Raw genomic sequence first — 17,330 nt, forward strand, 5'->3', positions numbered from 1 at the left:
AGTCTGAGAACTAAAAAACAGGTAGGTAGAGGTGGGGCAGCGTATACCCGTCACGCTTGGCAATATTGCGCCATTATCGCTGAGGCGTTTCACTCCTGGTCGCATGGCGCTGGTCTGCGAGGGGGGAGGGCAACGTGGTATCTTCACCGCAGGGGTGCTTGATGAGTTTATGCGGGCACAGTTCAACCCCTTCGATCTCTACTATGGCAGCTCGGCGGGGGCGCAGAATATTTCTGCCTATCTGTGTAACCAGCCGGGATACGGGCGTAAAGTCATCATGCGTTACACCACCCGGCGGGAGTTTTTCGACCCGGTTCGTTTTGTCCGCGGCGGCAACCTTATTGACCTGGATTGGCTGGTCGGCTCAACCGCTGGGCAAATGCCGCTGGCAATGGACACCGCCGAACGCCTGTTTGAACGGGGAAAATCCTTTTATATCTGTGCCTGTCGCAGTGATGACTATACGCCGAGCTATTTTTCACCCAACCGGCACAACTGGCTCGATATTATTCGGGCGTCCAGCGCGATTCCGGGCTTCTATCGCCCCGGCGTGGCGCTGGATGGGATTAGTTACTTTGATGGCGGCGTGAGCGATGCGATCCCGGTGCGCGAAGCAGCAAAGCAGGGGGCGAAGACGCTGGTGGTGATCCGCACCGTGCCATCTCAGATGTACTATACGCCGCAGTGGTTTAAACGAATGGAACGCTGGCTGGGGGAGAGTAGCCTGCAGCCGCTGCTGAATCTGGTGCAACACCATGAAACCAGCTATTCCGAAATCCAGAAATTTATCGAGAACCCCCCGGGTAATCTGCGTATTTTTGAAATCTATCCGCCGAAACCGTTGCTGAGTATGGCGCTTGGCAGCCGCATTCCCGCCCTGCGGCAGGATTACAAAACAGGGCGTTTGTGCGGTCGCTATTTTCTGGCGACTATCGGGAAGCTGTTGGCGGAAAAACCGCCGTTAGCACGTCATATTTCACCCGTCGTGAGGTCTATTCCTACGCTACCGGTCGCAAACGATATTCCTACGGCGGCGATGTCCGACGTATCGCCCATCAATGACACTCTCTTCAATAATGAGGATCTGGCTTGAACAGCAGCTTCATTGATACCCATTGCCATTTTGATTTTCCACCGTTTACCGGCGATGAAGAGGCCAGTCTTCAACGCGCGGCGGCAGCTGGTATTAGCAAGATAGTGATCCCGGCAACCGAGGCTGACAATTTCACTCGTGTGCTGGCGTTAGCCGAACGCTTTCCTTCTTTGTATGCCGCGATTGGCCTGCATCCCATTGTTGTGGAACGCCATAGCGATGAGAGCCTGGCGCAACTGGAAGTGGAACTCTCCCGTAAGCCCCCCAAATTGGTTGCGGTGGGAGAAATTGGTCTCGATCTCTACCGCGAAAACCCGCAGTTTGAACGCCAGCAGTACCTGCTGGACGCACAGCTGCGGCTAGCCAAACATTACGATCTGCCGGTAATCCTTCATTCGCGACGCACGCACGACAAGCTGGCGCTGCATCTGAAGCGGCACAACCTGCCGAGAACAGGGGTGGTGCATGGTTTTTCCGGTAGTCTGCAACAGGCTGAGCGGTTTGTGCAGTTAGGCTATAAAATTGGCGTCGGCGGCACGATTTCGTATCCGCGCGCCAGTAAGACGCGTGACGTGATGGCCCGGTTGCCGCTTTCGGCGCTGGTGCTGGAAACCGATGCGCCGGATATGCCGCTCAATGGCTATCAAGGGCAGCCTAATCGCCCTGAGCGCATTGCCGAGGTGTTTACGCATCTGTGTGCGCTGCGCCCGGAATCACCGCAACAGATAGCTCATACCCTTTACGAGAATACCTGTGCGCTCTTTTTGGGCTTGTAGGGTGACTTAGGTCTCGTTATTGAGTATTAACTCTCCGCTATTGCGAAAAACCTGTGACATTAAACGAAAAATATAATTGCGGAACGTTATAATCGGCCTCGCTGGTTTGCCGTAATCTTTATATTTTTCAATACACAGGGACTCTGTATGCAAATCCTCATGGGACTTATCGGCATGGTGGTGCTGCTCGCCATTGCCTTACTTCTATCGAGTAATCGTAAAGCAATCAATCTTCGCACCGTGCTGGGAGCCTGGCTTTTGCAGGTGGGCATCGGTGCATTAATCCTCTATGTGCCTGCCGGGCGTAAGGTGCTGTTGGCGATGTCGGAAGGCGTGGCTAACGTTATCGCTTACGGCAACGAAGGGATCGGCTTCCTGTTCGGCGGTCTGGTATCCGACAAGATGTTTGAAGTCTTTGGCGGCGGTGGTTTCGTCTTTGCGCTGCGCGTGCTGCCGGTCATCGTCTTCTTCTCCTCGCTGATTGCCGTGTTGTATTACCTCGGCATTATGCAGTTTGTCATCCGTATTCTCGGGGGCGGCCTGCGCAAGGTGCTCAAAACGTCGCGTACCGAATCACTTTCTGCGACTGCGAACATCTTCGTTGGCCAGACGGAAGCGCCGCTGGTTGTCCGTCCGTACATTGCCACGATGACGCGTTCTGAGCTGTTTGCCGTAATGTGCGGCGGTCTGGCATCAGTAGCCGGTTCCGTGCTGGCGGGTTACGCGCAGATGGGCGTGCCGTTGGAATATCTGATTGCCGCATCGTTTATGGCGGCGCCGGGTGGCCTGCTGTTCGCTAAGATTATGGTTCCGGAAACCGAAACGCCGCAGGATTCCCCTACGCTGGAGCAGAATTCGAAAGATCCGGATGCTCCAACTAACGTGCTGGACGCCGCGGCATCGGGCGCGGCATCCGGGATGCAGCTGGCGCTGAACGTGGGCGCAATGCTGCTGGCGTTTATCGCGCTGATTGCGTTGCTGAACGGTATCCTCTCTGGCGTGGGCGGCTGGTTCAACTACCCGGAACTGTCGTTGCAGCTGATCCTGGGCTGGGTGTTCTCGCCGCTGGCGTGGGTTATTGGGGTACCGTGGAGTGAAGCGACGGTAGCAGGCTCGTTTATCGGCCAGAAGCTGGTGATTAACGAATTTGTGGCCTACATGAACTTCGGCGAATACCTGAAGGCGGATGCAGAAGTGGCGGCAGCAGGGCTACAGGTCATTTCAAACCACACCAAAGCGATTATCTCTTTCGCGCTGTGTGGGTTTGCTAACCTCTCGTCTATTGCCATTCTGATTGGCGGCCTGGGCAGCATGGCGCCGAAGCGCCGTCAGGATATTGCCCAGTTGGGCCTGAAGGCGGTGGCCGCCGGGACGCTCTCCAACCTGATGAGCGCCACCATTGCCGGCGTGTTCCTCGCCCTATAAGTACAGCGCCGGAGGGATAATTTGCGTTATTCCTCCGGCACGTAGCGCCTGGCTTAAGGCTTCGATATCCTGAGGCCCGGCGCTACGCCATGTTCTGGCTTCACCATAAACGCCATGTGCATGAAAAGCGTTCAGACGAATAGTCACCTCACCCAGCCCGCCGATAAATCCGCTCAGCGCCTCCGCCTCCTGTAGATAATCCGTTTGGTCGGGAATGACTAACAATCGCAGTTCAGCCAGCATGTCGTGTTCAGCCAGCCATTGAATGCTTTGCTTTATCCGCACGTTGCTTCTGCCGGTCAGCGCGAGATGACAGGCATTGTCCCAGGCTTTTAAATCGACCATCACGCCGTCACACACCGGACGCAGCTTTTCCCAGCCGCCGATGGGCAATTCACCATTGCTGTCGACCAGACAGGTCAGATGCTTAAGCGCCGGTGTGGCCTTCAGGCGAGTGAACAGCTCGCAGACAAACGGCAGTTGAGTGGTGGCTTCGCCGCCGCTGACGGTAATGCCTTCAATAAACGGCGCCACCTTGCTGATGTGCTCAATCACCTGCTCAACGCTCATCGACTGCGCCATCGGCGTTGCCTGCTGCGGGCACAGGTGCAGGCAGGTATCGCACTGCTGGCAGACGTCGGGTTGCCACACCACGCGACCAGCCTCAAGGCTGAGCGCCTGATGCGGACACTGCGGCACGCATTCGCCGCAATCGTTGCAGCGCCCCATAGTCCACGGATTGTGGCAGTTCTTACAGCGGAGGTTGCAGCCCTGCAGGAACAGGGCCAGGCGGCTGCCCGGCCCGTCGACGCAGGAGAACGGGATAATCTTACTGACTAAAGCGCATCTGCTGTTCATGGCTCACGACACGAGGTTGACGTTCCAGAATACGGGTATTACGCGCGGCTTCTTCACCGAGCCAGGTAGTATTGGTACGTGAGCCTTCCGCGCGGTATTTTTCCAGATCGGACAGGCGCACCATATAGCCGGTGACGCGCACCAGATCGTTACCGCTGACGTTAGCACTGAATTCACGCATCCCCGCCTTGAACGCGCCAAGGCACAGTTGCATCACCGCCTGCGGGTTACGTTTCACGGTTTCATCGAGGGTCAGAATGTCGCTAATGCCCGCGGCGTAGAAAGCATGGTGCGGTGCGACGGCCAGCAGATGGCTAATCGGGTCCGGTTCATCGCCGTAAGGCAGACGCGCGCCCGGCGTGGTACCGGTGTCGGAGCTGATGCCAGACTGTGCGTGTAGCAGCGCGCGCTGCTGCCAGCCGTACTGCACCGGCGTTTGGGCGACGAACTCGGCCAGCGCCGCGCTGATGCGATAAGCCAGCGTATTGGCCTGCTCATCTTTACCGTAGCGCCCGGCAATGCCGTTGCGTTCACACAGGATGTTGACCGCTTCCGCCAGCGAGTAGATCCCGAACATCGGTACAAAACGGTCCGGGCTTATCAGCCCTTCGCTCACCAGGAAGCTATTCTCAAAGAAGTGAGATTGCTCGTAGAGGAAGCGACAGCGGGCATCAATGATATCGATTTGCAGCTGGCAGTAGTGTGGCAGGACGCGGCTGAAGAAATCGTCAATCGAGTCGCTGCGTTGGGCAACCTGCTGCAGATTCATGCGAACCAGGGTGCTGCCGCCGCCGGCGATCGGCAGAGAGTTGTAACAGCTCACGATGCCATATTGGCCTTTTGTGAATATTTTATCATTTACCGGGCCGTTCGCGATATGTGGTTTACTGCACTCGCAAATATTTTGTGCCACCTGTAACAGCAGATCGTCAGGTGTAATTTGCGGATCGTAGATAAAGGTTAGATTAGGCGCAACCTGCTTTAATTCAGCATCAGCACGTAAAATGGCGCGCGTAATCGGCGTATCGTGCGGGCCAATGTTTACGTGTGTGAAGGCATCGGGCAGCGTGCGATCGAGATAGCGCCAGAAACGTTTTATTCGAACATCGATTTCATCTTGTGTTAGAATTCTAACATATGGTGACAGCAACGCATCAAGATGGCCGAGATACACCGGCATCGCCGTCACAGAAGGAACATGGTGATACAGGATGGTTAGCAGCGACAGGGCGTCGTCCAGATCCTGCGCACCTTCCAGCTCCAGCCATGCGGAGCCGTTGGCGAGAAAACGTTCGTAGTCCGGCAGGACATAGCGCGGTTTGTAGGGGGCGTGTCCTTCGAACATATCGCAGATAACGCCCTCGCTCAGCGCGGCTTGCGCCTGCTCTGATAGCTCAGGATAGGGCAGGGCATTCTCGGCTTCTAATGCCAGGAAATGGCGTTTTTGTTCCGGGGATAACACGGAGCTTGTCACAATTTGCTGGCAGTGTTGCAGCAGTGATGATTCTGGCGAAGTAGACATGTTGAGTTCCTCAGACGAGCGATGCGCGAAGTGTATGAGAAACGAAGAAGGCATCTTTTGATCCGAGCCGTTGAAGTGGTGCTTTATGGCTCATCTTTGGTGGCAAAGTTTGATTAAGATCTCGTTGTTGTTATGCAAATTTGTACGAAGCTTTCACTAAGTGTGATGAAAGTCGAAGTGTGAGCGCGGGGCGGTGTTACAATAATCACAGACCCGCAAGGTAACGATTTAAACGGCAATACGCCGTTGGAGAGCAAAATGACTGATTTAAAGGCAAGCAGCCTGCGTGCACTGCAACTGATGGACTTAACCACCCTGAACGAAGATGACACCGATGCGAAAGTGATCGCCCTCTGCCATCAGGCGAAAACGCCGGTGGGCAACACCGCCGCTGTCTGCATCTATCCGCGTTTCATCCCGATCGCGCGTAAAACGCTGAAAGAGCAGGGAACGCCTGACATCCGTATTGCCACCGTGACTAACTTCCCGCACGGCAATGACGATATTGATATTGCTCTGGCGGAAACCCGCGCGGCGATTGCCTATGGCGCTGACGAAGTTGACGTGGTCTTCCCGTACCGCGCGTTGATCGCCGGGAACGAGCAGGTTGGTTTTGATCTGGTCAAAGCCTGTAAAGACGCCTGTGCGGCGGCTAACGTGCTGCTGAAAGTGATCATCGAAACCGGTGAACTGAAAGAAGAAGCGCTGATTCGTAAAGCGTCTGAAATCTCTATCAAAGCCGGCGCTGATTTCATCAAAACCTCTACCGGTAAAGTGCCGGTGAACGCGACCCCAGAAAGCGCACGCATCATGATGGAAGTGATCCGTGATATGGGCGTACAGAAAACCGTGGGCTTCAAGCCTGCTGGCGGCGTGCGTACCGCAGAAGACGCGCAGCTGTTCCTGTCTATCGCGGACGAACTGTTTGGCGCGGACTGGGCTGACTCCCGTCACTACCGCTTCGGCGCTTCTTCTCTGCTGGCTAGCCTGCTGAAGGCGCTGGGCCACGGCGACGGTAAGAGCGCAAGCAGCTACTAAGTTTGCATGTTCGACGGGTGTACCCTCACCCGCCCCTCTCCCTGGAAGGGCGAGGGAGAAAACCGGGTAACGTCATGACAGACAAACGATGTCATACGGTTCCCTCTCCCCACGGGGGAGAGGGCTAGGGTGAGGGGGCATCCCCGCAGCCTCGCTATTAACTCCAAAGGAGGGTACCTTGTTTCTCGCTCAAGAAATTATTCGCAAAAAACGTGATGGCCTGGCGCTGAGTGATGAAGAAATTCGTTTCTTTATCAACGGCATTCGCGACAACACCATCTCTGAAGGGCAGATTGCCGCGCTGGCGATGACCATTTTCTTCCATGATATGAGCATGCCGGAGCGTGTCTCGCTGACCATGGCGATGCGAGATTCAGGCACCGTCCTGGACTGGAAGAGCCTCAACCTCAACGGCCCGATTGTCGACAAGCACTCTACCGGAGGCGTCGGCGACGTCACTTCGCTGATGCTTGGCCCGATGGTAGCGGCCTGCGGTGGCTATATTCCGATGATCTCCGGTCGCGGCCTCGGCCATACCGGCGGCACGCTCGACAAACTGGAAGCCATTCCGGGCTTCGACATCTTCCCGGACGACAACCGTTTCCGTGAAATTATTAAAGACGTGGGTGTGGCGATTATTGGGCAGACCAGCTCGCTCGCACCGGCGGACAAACGTTTTTACGCCACCCGCGACATTACCGCGACGGTGGACTCCATCCCGCTGATCACCGCTTCCATCCTCGCCAAAAAACTGGCGGAAGGTCTGGACGCGCTGGTGATGGATGTGAAAGTCGGCAGCGGTGCGTTTATGCCGACCTACGAACTCTCTGCTGCGCTGGCGGAAGCCATTGTCGGCGTTTCCAATGGCGCAGGCGTCAAAACCACGGCGCTGCTGACTGACATGAATCAGGTGCTGGCCTCCAGTGCGGGTAATGCGGTGGAAGTACGTGAGGCCGTGCAGTTCCTGACAGGTGAATATCGCAACCCGCGTCTGTTCGACGTCACGATGGCGCTGTGCGTGGAGATGCTGATCTCCGGCAAGCTGGCGAAAGACGACGCCGAAGCGCGTGCCAAACTGCAGGCGGTACTGGATAACGGTAAAGCAGCGGAGATCTTTGGCCGGATGGTTGCGGCGCAGAAAGGCCCGACCGACTTCGTTGAAAACTATGCGAAATATCTGCCAACGGCGATGCTGAGCAAAGCTGTCTATGCTGATACTGAAGGTTTCGTCAGCGCGATGGACACCCGCGCGCTGGGTATGGCGGTGGTTTCTATGGGCGGCGGCCGTCGTCAGGCGTCTGACACCATTGACTACAGCGTTGGCTTTACCGACATGGCTCGTCTGGGCGACAGCATCGACGGGCAGCGCCCGCTGGCGGTGATTCATGCGAAAGATGAATCAAGCTGGCAGGAAGCGGCGAAAGCCGTCAAAGCGGCAATTAAACTGGACGATAAAGCCCCAGAAATTACACCGACAGTCTATCGTCGTATTACCGAATAGCGATATACTGATCTGATCGCTTTTTTGCAGCGCAAGATGTATGGAGAACAAGATGAAACGTGCATTTATTATGGTGCTGGACTCCTTTGGGATTGGTGCAACGGAAGACGCTGACCGCTTTGGCGACGTTGGCGCGGATACCATGGGCCACATTGCCGAAGCCTGCGCCAAAGGTGAGGCTGACCACGGTCGTAAAGGCCCGCTGACGCTGCCTAACCTGACCCGTCTGGGCCTGGTGAAAGCCCATGAAGGCTCAACGGGTAAAATTGCTGCCGGAATGGACGGCAACGCGGAAGTGGTGGGCGCATACGCTTGGGCGCATGAGCTCTCCTCCGGTAAAGATACGCCGTCAGGCCACTGGGAAATTGCCGGCGTGCCGGTACTGTTCGACTGGGGCTATTTCAGCGACCACGAAAACAGCTTCCCACAAGAACTGCTGGATAAACTGGTTAAGCGTGCCAATCTGCCGGGCTACCTCGGCAACTGCCACTCTTCCGGTACGGTCATTCTGGACCAGCTCGGCGAAGAGCATATGAAAACCGGCAAGCCGATTTTCTACACCTCCGCTGACTCCGTGTTCCAGATCGCCTGTCACGAAGAGACCTTTGGCCTGGATAAACTCTACGAGCTGTGTGAAATCGCGCGTGAAGAGCTGACCGAAGGCGGCTACAACATTGGCCGCGTTATCGCGCGTCCGTTTATCGGCGACAAAGCGGGTAACTTCCAGCGTACCGGCAACCGTCACGACCTGGCCGTTGAACCGCCAGCGCCGACCGTGTTGCAGAAACTGGTGGACGAGAAAAACGGCCACGTGGTTTCCGTCGGTAAGATTGCGGACATTTACGCTAACTGTGGCATCACTAAGAAAGTGAAAGCCACCGGTCTGGACGCGCTGTTCGACGCGACCATCAAAGAGATGAAAGAAGCGGGCGATGAGACCATTGTTTTCACCAACTTCGTCGACTTCGACTCGTCCTGGGGCCACCGTCGCGACATCGCGGGCTATGCCGCAGGCCTGGAACTGTTCGACCGCCGTCTGCCAGAGCTGATGGAGCTGGTGGGGGAAGATGACATTCTGATCCTGACCGCTGACCACGGCTGCGACCCGAGCTGGACCGGTACTGACCATACCCGTGAGCACATTCCGGTGCTGATCTACGGCCCGAAAGTAAAACCGGGCTCGCTGGGCCACCGTGAAACCTTCGCGGATATTGGCCAGACGCTGGCGACTTACTTTGGTACGTCGCCAATGGAATACGGCAAAAACATGCTGTGAGTATTTGGGCGGGAGGATTTCCCGCCCTTCGTCTATTTAAAAAATAAAGGATATTACGATGGCTACCCCACATATTAACGCTGAAATGGGCGATTTCGCTGATGTCGTGCTGATGCCGGGCGACCCGCTGCGCGCGAAGCACATTGCTGAGACTTTCCTCGAAGATGTCCGTGAAGTGAACAATGTTCGCGGTATGTTAGGTTTCACCGGTACTTACAAAGGCCGTAAGATCTCCGTGATGGGCCACGGCATGGGTATCCCGTCCTGCTCCATCTACACCAAAGAGCTGATCACCGATTTCGGCGTGAAGAAAATCATTCGCGTAGGTTCCTGTGGCGCGGTGCGCATGGACGTCAAACTGCGTGACGTGGTGATCGGTATGGGTGCTTGCACCGACTCCAAGGTGAACCGTATTCGTTTCAAAGATCATGACTTCGCGGCTATCGCTGACTTCGACATGGTCCGTAACGCGGTTGACGCGGCAAAAGCGCTGGGCGTAGACGCGCGCGTAGGCAACCTGTTCTCCGCAGACCTGTTCTATTCTCCGGACGGCGAAATGTTCGACGTGATGGAAAAATACGGCGTACTGGGCGTGGAAATGGAAGCGGCGGGCATCTACGGCGTTGCGGCTGAGTTTGGTGCGAAAGCGCTGACCATCTGCACCGTGTCCGACCACATCCGTACCCACGAGCAGACCACTGCCGCTGAACGTCAGACGACCTTCAACGACATGATCAAAATCGCGCTGGAATCTGTGCTGCTGGGCGACCAGGAGTAAGCAGTAAATCGACCCGGACGAGGTGCGTCAAGGCCTGGTCCGGGTAATGTCAGCGTTATATCAAATCTCTTCCGATAATCTATTCATATTTCCTCTCGCTCTCTCTTTGTTTGTATTGACAATCAAAGGTCTGTGTCCTTAAATCCATTCAAGTATCTATTCATTAATCTATTCATCTATGAGCGCATTAACCGATTTGCTCCTACAGGGGCCGAGTTCCGCCGCTGAATTAAGATCATCGCTGGCCATTAGTCAGGCAACGTTCTCTCGTCTGGTTTCCGCGCATCAGGACGTCATCCAGTTTGGTAAAGCCCGTGCAACGCGCTACGCGCTTGTTCGGCCTGTTCGCGGCGTTGCGGCCTTTCCCCTCTGGCAGGTCAATGCACAAGGGCAGGCCGCTAAGTTTGGCGTTCTTTATCCGTGTTGGCCTCAGGGGAGTTGCCTGGTTGCGCTTGATACCGGTGAATGGCAATGGTTTGACAGCCTGCCATGGTATCTGACCGATCTTCGGCCACAGGGATTCCTTGGGCGAGCCTGGGGAAGGGCCGTGGCTGGGTATGCGCATCTGCCTGATGACATCCGGTTGTGGCAAGAGGATGAAGTCCTGTATGCGCTGCGGGCGTATCAGGGTGAGAATGCGGGCGGCTGGATCGTGGGTGAGGAAAATTACCAGCGTTGGGTGACCGCGCCGGATGCGACGGCAATTACGCAGGCCGAAAAACTCAACCGCTATCAACAACTGGCGGAAGATGCGCTCGCAGGTGAGGTCATCGGCTCTTCAGCCGGTGGTGAGCAGCCTAAATTTGCCTGTTTTGCAGAAACAAAATGGGGCAATCAGCACGTGCTGGTGAAATTCAGCACGCGTGAAAGGAACGCCGTTTCTGAACGCTGGAGCGATCTCTTGATTGCCGAGTCCATCGCATTAGCCGTGCTTTCTTCCGCCAACATTGACGCCAGTTCAGCCACGGCGATTTGCAGCGAGGGAGAACAGGTCTTTCTGGAAAGCATTCGCTTCGACTGCACCGGGATACGTGGTCGTCGGCAAATTGTTTCCCTGGAGGCATTGCAAGGCGAGTATGCATCTTCGCCAGGCATCTGGCCGGTGGTCACGCATCGGCTTGCCGGGCAGGGCATTATAGATGCTGTTGCCCATCAGCAAATTGAGAAAATTTGGGCGTTTGGTCGGCTTATCGCCAACAGCGATATGCATGCGGGTAACCTCTCGTTTTATTACTCCGATGCCCCGATGGCGCTCGCGCCTGTCTATGATATGTTGCCGATGGCTTACGCTCCGGCGGCATCGGGCATGTTGCGCTACGCGCCTGTCGACATCCGTGTGGAGGCAACAATCGATAAGAAAGCGTGGGAATTTGCCTTGCCGTTGGCCGAGCGCTTTTGGCTGCTGGTCGCTGATGATAGACGCATCAGCGCGGGCTTTCAGGAGATTGCCCGCGCGATGGTGGGTAAATTGAAGTTAGCCGCGCAGACCATCGGGCGGCTGGCGTAGACGCTTAGCGTACAGCTTGAGCCATCCATGCAGCCAGTTCTCGCAGCTCACCTTTCTGAGCCGGGAATTCAGCAATTAAAGATTCGCAGGCCTGCTCCAATACATCCACTCGATACTGGCAGCCCTGTAAACGCTCGCCCAGTGCCTCAAGCGGCGCCGGATTCAGGCTATCGGTAAACACCTGAGTGCGGGTAATCACGCCTTTCTCAACGTCGAAATGTAGCTCGACGCCACCCCAGGTAAAACGTTCATCCAGCAGATGGCTGAACGCCGGCGCCTGGCCAAAATTCCACTCCCAACTGCTTTGTCGGGCAAAGGTTTCGGCGAAGTTGGGCAGGTCTGGCACGTTATCCGGCGAGATAATTTCTGCTTCGACGCGCTCACCGTAGTGGCGGAAAAACGCTTCGGTTACGGCTTCGCAAATTTGCTGGTGGGTAATATCCGGCAGCAGTTCAACCAGGTTCGCTACGCGCCCACGCACGGAGGTAATCCCCTTTGCCTGGAGCTTTTTCTTGTCTGGATTCAGATAATTGGCCAGTCGGCTGAGATCGGCATTCAGCAGCAGCGTGCCGTGGTGGAAACCACGATCTTTCGTTTCCCGGTAGGCTGAGCCGGAGACTTTACGATCGCCTTCATCCGTTTTAACGATCAGATCGTTTCGCCCGGAGGCTTCAGCCGTAATGCCAAGTGAATTCAGTGCCTCCAGCACGATAGCGGTAGAGATGGTCTTGTCGTACTCCGGTTTACCCGCCATAAAGGTAAAGCAGGTGTTGCCAAGGTCGTGGAACACCGCGCCGCCGCCGCTGCTGCGACGCGCCAGGCGGACGTTATCTTCTTCCATACGTCGGGTATTGCACTCTTTCCATGGGTTCTGCGCGCGACCGATAACGACCGTGTCCGCGTTGCGCCACAGGAATAGCACCCGCTGGGTGGCGGGCATCTGGCGAAAAATACACTCCTCGACGGCGAGGTTGAACCACGGATCGTGAGAGTCAGAAAGCAGCAGGCGCAGCGTTGTCATAGCGATTTCCTTTTCTGATTAATCTTTATCTTCGTCCTGTACGGGCTTGTTGGCGGTGAGCAGGAACGGTGATTGCTGCCAGCGAGTACGTTTGCCGCGCAGCAGCGTGCGTGCCAGTACCACGCCAATGGCCAGCGACAGCAGCAGCATCAAGCGTAAAATATTGGTGGTGTTATCCACCTGATTGGATTCGGTGGCGATGGTGTGCGTATCGAGCGTCAGACGCAGATAGCCGAGCGGGCCATTTTTTCCCTGAATAGGTTCAACAATCTGCTGGTTGAAGTAGCTCCCGGCCTTTTTGCCGTCCAGCGCCAGACGGTCGCGTAGCTCAACCTGTTCGCCGGCGCGCGCGATAAGGTCGCCCTGCTCATCATAGACGCCCGCGTCGAGGATTCGGCTTTTCACGGTAAGTTGTTTCAGCAACTGGCCGATTTTTTTCTCGTCCGGCGTTTCCGTTTTCATCATCGGTGCCAGATTGAGCGACACCTGATACGCCAGCGTCCTCGCCAGATCTTCCAGCTGAGGATTACGTTGTTTCTGGCTTTGCTGACTGAACCAGGATGCCCCCTGCATCAGCGCGACGAGCAGCGCCAGACAGATAAGAACAATCACCGTGCGATGCAGTCGAAATTTCAGTTTTGCGCGAACCATATTCCACCTTTGAAAATTTGCAGCTTAATGTTGCCAGAAGCGCTGGTTACAAGGTAGCCTCATGCGTTATTTTCCTGGGCTTAATAAAGAAGATTGGAGCTGTAATGCCAAACAGTTTGACCTGGTGCGACCTGCCTGAAGATGTCTCCTTGTGGCCTGGGTTGCCGCTTTCGCTCAGCGGTGATGAAGTGATGCCGCTGGATTACCACGCTGGCCGTAGCGGCTGGCTGCTGTATGGCCGCGGCCTGGATAAAGCGCGTCTGACAACCTACCAGCGCAAGCTGGGCGCGGCGATGGTCATTGTGGCAGCCTGGTGCGTGGAAGACTATCAGGTGATTCGTCTGGCCGGATCGTTAACGCCACGCGCGACGCGACTGGCGCATGATGCCGGGCTGGATGTCGCGCCGCTGGGGAAAATCCCGCATCTGCGCACGCCGGGCCTGTTGGTGATGGACATGGACTCCACGGCCATTCAGATTGAGTGCATTGATGAAATCGCTAAACTGGCCGGCACCGGCGAGCTGGTGTCGGAAGTCACCGAACGCGCGATGCGCGGCGAGCTGGACTTCAGCGCCAGCCTGCGCCAGCGTGTGGCGACGTTGAAAGATGCGGATGCCGATATCCTGCGTCAGGTGCGCGAAACGCTGCCGCTGATGCCGGGGCTGACTCAACTGGTGCTGAAGCTAGAAACGCTGGGCTGGAAGGTGGCGATCGCCTCCGGCGGCTTCACCTTCTTTGCCGAGTATCTGCGCGACAAGCTGCGCCTCACCGCCGCGGTGGCTAACGAGCTGGGCATTCGCGATGGCAAACTGACCGGCGAAGTGGTTGGCGATATCGTCGACGCGCAGTATAAAGCGAAAACGCTGCTGCAGCTGGCTGAAAAATATGAAATTCCGCATGCGCAGACCGTGGCTATCGGCGACGGCGCCAATGACCTGCCGATGATCAAAAAAGCCGGTCTGGGGATTGCGTATCATGCCAAACCCAAAGTGAATGAACAGACGGAAGTGACTATCCGTCATGCCGATTTGATGGGGGTGTTCTGCATCCTCTCCGGCAGCATGAATCAGAAATAAAGAGGTTAACGTGGCGAAAGCTCCTAAACGCGCATTTGTTTGTAATGAGTGCGGTGCGGACTACCCGCGCTGGCAGGGGCAATGCAGCGCCTGTCATGCGTGGAATACCATCACCGAGGTGCGCGTAGCGGCTTCTCCCACGGTCGCGCGTAATGAGCGCCTGAGCGGCTATGCCGGTAATGCTGGCGTGGCCAAGGTGCAGAAGCTGTCGGAAATCAGCCTGGAAGAGCTACCGCGCTTCTCGACCGGCTTTAAAGAGTTTGACCGCGTGCTGGGTGGCGGTGTGGTACCCGGCAGCGCCATTCTGATTGGTGGTAACCCGGGGGCGGGGAAATCGACCCTGCTGCTGCAAACCCTGTGCAAGCTGGCAGAGCAGATGAAAACCCTGTACGTCACCGGCGAAGAGTCGTTGCAGCAGGTGGCGATGCGCGCGCATCGTCTCGGCCTGCCGACGGCGAACCTGAATATGCTCTCGGAAACCAGTATCGAGCAGATTTGCCAGATTGCGGAAGAAGAGCAGCCGAAGCTGATGGTGATCGACTCCATCCAGGTGATGCACATGGCGGATATTCAGTCGTCGCCGGGAAGCGTCGCCCAGGTGCGTGAAACCGCTGCCTATCTGACGCGCTTTGCTAAAACGCGCGGTGTCGCCATCGTCATGGTGGGGCACGTCACTAAAGACGGCTCGCTGGCGGGCCCGAAGGTGCTTGAACACTGCATCGACTGTTCGGTGCTGCTTGACGGTGATGCCGACTCGCGTTTCCGTACGCTGCGCAGCCATAAAAACCGCTTTGGCGCGGTGAATGAACTGGGCGTGTTCGCCATGACCGAACAGGGGCTGCGCGAGGTGAGTAACCCGTCCGCCATCTTCCTCAGCCGCGGTGATGAGGTCACTTCCGGCAGCTCGGTGATGGTGGTGTGGGAAGGTACCCGCCCGCTGTTGGTCGAGATTCAGGCGCTGGTCGATCATTCGATGATGGGCAACCCGCGACGCGTCGCCGTTGGTCTGGAGCAAAACCGTCTGGCGATTCTGCTCGCCGTTCTGCACCGCCACGGTGGCCTACAGATGGCCGACCAGGACGTGTTTGTTAACGTGGTGGGCGGCGTGAAGGTGACTGAAACCAGCGCCGATCTTGCGCTGCTGCTGGCGATGGTCTCCAGCCTGCGCGATCGACCGCTGCCGCAGGATCTGGTGGTGTTTGGCGAAGTCGGGCTGGCCGGTGAAATTCGTCCCGTACCAAGCGGGCAGGAGCGTATTTCAGAAGCTGCGAAGCATGGTTTCCGTCGGGCAATCGTTCCGGCCGCCAACGTGCCGAAAAAAGTCCCGGAGGGGATGAAGGTATTTGGCGTGAAAAAACTCTCCGATGCGCTGAACGTCTTTGACGATTTATAATGTCTGACTCTGGCGTCGTACTGCGACGCCGCTCTCTTTCCCCGGATAGTACCGTGAGTACATCCGGGTTTTTTGTATAATGGGTAGATGGTTTACCCCAATTCAGCAGGAGGCTCTTGTGTCGTCGTTCGACTATCTCAAAACCGCAATTCGTCAAAAAGGCTGCACGTTGCAGCAGGTTGCAGACGCAAGCGGCATGACCAAGGGCTATTTAAGCCAGCTTCTCAATGCCAAAATTAAAAGCCCCAGCGCGCAAAAGCTGGAGGCGCTACATCGTTTTCTTGGCCTTGAGTTTCCTCGTCAGCAAAAAAATATCGGCGTGGTCTTCGGTAAATTCTATCCCCTGCATACGGGACATATTTATTTGATTCAGCGCGCCTGTAGCCAAGTGGATGAGCTGCATATCATCATGGGTTACGACGACACGCGCGATCGCGCGCTGTTTGAAGATAGCGCGATGTCGCAACAACCTACGGTGCCTGATCGTCTGCGTTGGCTGCTCCAGACCTTTAAATACCAGAAGAACATTCGCATTCATGCTTTTAACGAAGAAGGCATGGAGCCATATCCCCACGGCTGGGACGTATGGAGCGCGGGGATGAAAACCTTTATGGAGGAGAAGGGGATTCAGCCAAACTGGATCTACACTTCTGAAGAGTCCGATGCGCCGCAATACCTCGAACATCTGGGGATTGAAACGGTGCTGGTGGACCCGAAACGGACGTTTATGAATATCAGCGGCGCGCAGATCCGTGAGAACCCGTTCCGCTACTGGGATTACATCCCTACGGAAGTGAAGCCGTTCTTCGTGCGTACGGTGGCGATTCTCGGCGGTGAGTCCAGCGGCAAATCGACGCTGGTCAACAAGCTGGCGAATATCTTCAACACCACCAGTGCGTGGGAATATGGCCGTGACTACGTTTTTTCTCATCTCGGCGGCGATGAGATGGCGTTGCAATATTCCGACTACGACAAAATCGCGCTCGGTCATGCGCAGTATATCGACTTTGCGGTGAAGTACGCTAACAAGGTGGCGTTTATTGATACTGACTTTGTCAGCACTCAGGCCTTCTGTAAAAAGTATGAAGGACGTGAACATCCATTTGTACAGGCGCTGATTGATGAGTATCGCTTTGATCTGGTTATTCTTCTGGAGAACAACACGCCGTGGGTGGCTGATGGGCTGCGCAGTCTGGGGAGTTCGGTAGACCGCAAAGAGTTTCAGACGCTGCTGGTATCGCTGCTTGAGAAGAACAATATTGCGTTTGTGCACGTTGAGGAAGCGGACTATGACTCGCGGTTTTTGCGGTGTGTGGAGTTGGTCAGGGAGTTGATGGGAGATTGACCGTTATTGGGGTTTTTCAGATGAGAAACCCCATTATATATATTGAATGAGACCTTGCTACTGTCAATAT

General features: G+C 56.0%; 15 protein-coding genes. 11 read left to right on the plus strand and 4 right to left on the minus strand.

Annotation, left to right across the window (positions count from 1 at the left end):
- Positions 1–31 precede the first annotated feature (31 nt).
- The 3 genes from NNN71_RS13030 to NNN71_RS13040 all read left to right on the plus strand — a co-directional run bounded on the left by NNN71_RS13030 (position 32) and on the right by NNN71_RS13040 (position 3,294).
- A complete protein-coding gene (locus NNN71_RS13030; RefSeq protein ID WP_271458640.1) occupies positions 32–1,093 on the plus strand; it encodes a patatin-like phospholipase family protein in 1,062 nt (353 codons plus the stop codon).
- Positions 1,090–1,869: a metal-dependent hydrolase gene (locus tag NNN71_RS13035; RefSeq protein WP_271458641.1), complete on the plus strand. Its 780-nt coding sequence runs from the start codon at positions 1,090–1,092 to the stop codon at positions 1,867–1,869. Before NNN71_RS13030 ends, NNN71_RS13035 begins: the two co-directional genes overlap by 4 nt.
- A 147-nt stretch (positions 1,870–2,016) precedes the next feature.
- On the plus strand, positions 2,017–3,294 hold the full coding sequence (locus NNN71_RS13040) for a NupC/NupG family nucleoside CNT transporter (protein ID WP_163448808.1): 1,278 nt from the start codon (positions 2,017–2,019) through the stop codon (positions 3,292–3,294).
- Here the strand turns inward: NNN71_RS13040 and NNN71_RS13045 are convergent.
- Together NNN71_RS13045 and NNN71_RS13050 are read right to left on the minus strand one after the other, a co-directional pair.
- Entirely contained in the window at positions 3,289–4,152 is an 864-nt protein-coding gene (locus tag NNN71_RS13045; protein WP_271458642.1) for a YjjW family glycine radical enzyme activase, read from the minus strand. The two genes, NNN71_RS13040 and NNN71_RS13045, sit on opposite strands and share 6 nt — an antisense overlap.
- Positions 4,124–5,674, minus strand: a complete 1,551-nt coding sequence (locus tag NNN71_RS13050) for a YjjI family glycine radical enzyme (protein ID WP_167576932.1) — start codon at positions 5,672–5,674, stop codon at positions 4,124–4,126. The genes NNN71_RS13045 and NNN71_RS13050 overlap by 29 nt, the downstream gene beginning before the upstream one ends.
- A 258-nt stretch (positions 5,675–5,932) precedes the next feature.
- Between NNN71_RS13050 and deoC the strand changes: the two genes are divergently transcribed.
- The 5 genes from deoC to yjjJ all read left to right on the plus strand — a co-directional run bounded on the left by deoC (position 5,933) and on the right by yjjJ (position 11,774).
- Positions 5,933–6,712 (plus strand): deoxyribose-phosphate aldolase, encoded by a 780-nt coding sequence (gene deoC / locus NNN71_RS13055; protein ID WP_064547166.1) that lies wholly within the window; start codon positions 5,933–5,935, stop codon positions 6,710–6,712.
- A gap of 178 nt (positions 6,713–6,890) precedes the next feature.
- Positions 6,891–8,213 carry a thymidine phosphorylase gene (gene deoA, locus NNN71_RS13060; RefSeq protein ID WP_271458643.1) on the plus strand — a complete coding sequence of 441 codons (1,323 nt, stop codon included), beginning with the start codon at positions 6,891–6,893 and terminating at the stop codon, positions 8,211–8,213.
- Between the two features lie 52 nt (positions 8,214–8,265).
- Positions 8,266–9,489: a phosphopentomutase gene (gene deoB, locus NNN71_RS13065; RefSeq protein WP_163449615.1), complete on the plus strand. Its 1,224-nt coding sequence runs from the start codon at positions 8,266–8,268 to the stop codon at positions 9,487–9,489.
- 58 nt (positions 9,490–9,547) lie between these two features.
- Complete coding sequence (gene deoD / locus NNN71_RS13070; protein ID WP_000224865.1) at positions 9,548–10,267, plus strand: purine-nucleoside phosphorylase; 720 nt, start codon at positions 9,548–9,550, stop codon at positions 10,265–10,267.
- 178 nt (positions 10,268–10,445) lie between these two features.
- On the plus strand, positions 10,446–11,774 hold the full coding sequence (gene yjjJ, locus NNN71_RS13075; RefSeq protein WP_271458644.1) for a type II toxin-antitoxin system HipA family toxin YjjJ: 1,329 nt from the start codon (positions 10,446–10,448) through the stop codon (positions 11,772–11,774).
- Positions 11,775–11,778: 4 nt separating this feature from the next.
- Here yjjJ and lplA read toward each other — a convergent pair whose 3' ends face one another.
- On the minus strand, positions 11,779–12,795 hold the full coding sequence (lplA, locus tag NNN71_RS13080) for a lipoate--protein ligase LplA (RefSeq protein WP_271458645.1): 1,017 nt from the start codon (positions 12,793–12,795) through the stop codon (positions 11,779–11,781).
- Between the two features lie 18 nt (positions 12,796–12,813).
- Positions 12,814–13,446 (minus strand): YtjB family periplasmic protein, encoded by a 633-nt coding sequence (locus NNN71_RS13085; protein WP_167576924.1) that lies wholly within the window; start codon positions 13,444–13,446, stop codon positions 12,814–12,816.
- 104 nt (positions 13,447–13,550) lie between these two features.
- Here NNN71_RS13085 and serB point away from each other — a divergent pair, with 104 nt between their 5' ends.
- From serB to nadR, 3 genes are all read left to right on the plus strand, one after another.
- Positions 13,551–14,522: a phosphoserine phosphatase gene (gene serB, locus NNN71_RS13090; RefSeq protein ID WP_163449612.1), complete on the plus strand. Its 972-nt coding sequence runs from the start codon at positions 13,551–13,553 to the stop codon at positions 14,520–14,522.
- A gap of 10 nt (positions 14,523–14,532) precedes the next feature.
- A complete protein-coding gene (radA, locus tag NNN71_RS13095; protein WP_163449611.1) occupies positions 14,533–15,915 on the plus strand; it encodes a DNA repair protein RadA in 1,383 nt (460 codons plus the stop codon).
- A 118-nt stretch (positions 15,916–16,033) separates the two neighbouring features.
- Complete coding sequence (gene nadR, locus NNN71_RS13100) at positions 16,034–17,260, plus strand: multifunctional transcriptional regulator/nicotinamide-nucleotide adenylyltransferase/ribosylnicotinamide kinase NadR (RefSeq protein ID WP_163449610.1); 1,227 nt, start codon at positions 16,034–16,036, stop codon at positions 17,258–17,260.
- Positions 17,261–17,330 lie beyond the last annotated feature (70 nt).

The sequence above is a fragment of the Kluyvera sp. Awk 3 genome, assembly GCF_028069715.1.
Lineage (GTDB): Bacteria > Pseudomonadota > Gammaproteobacteria > Enterobacterales > Enterobacteriaceae > Kluyvera > Kluyvera georgiana_A.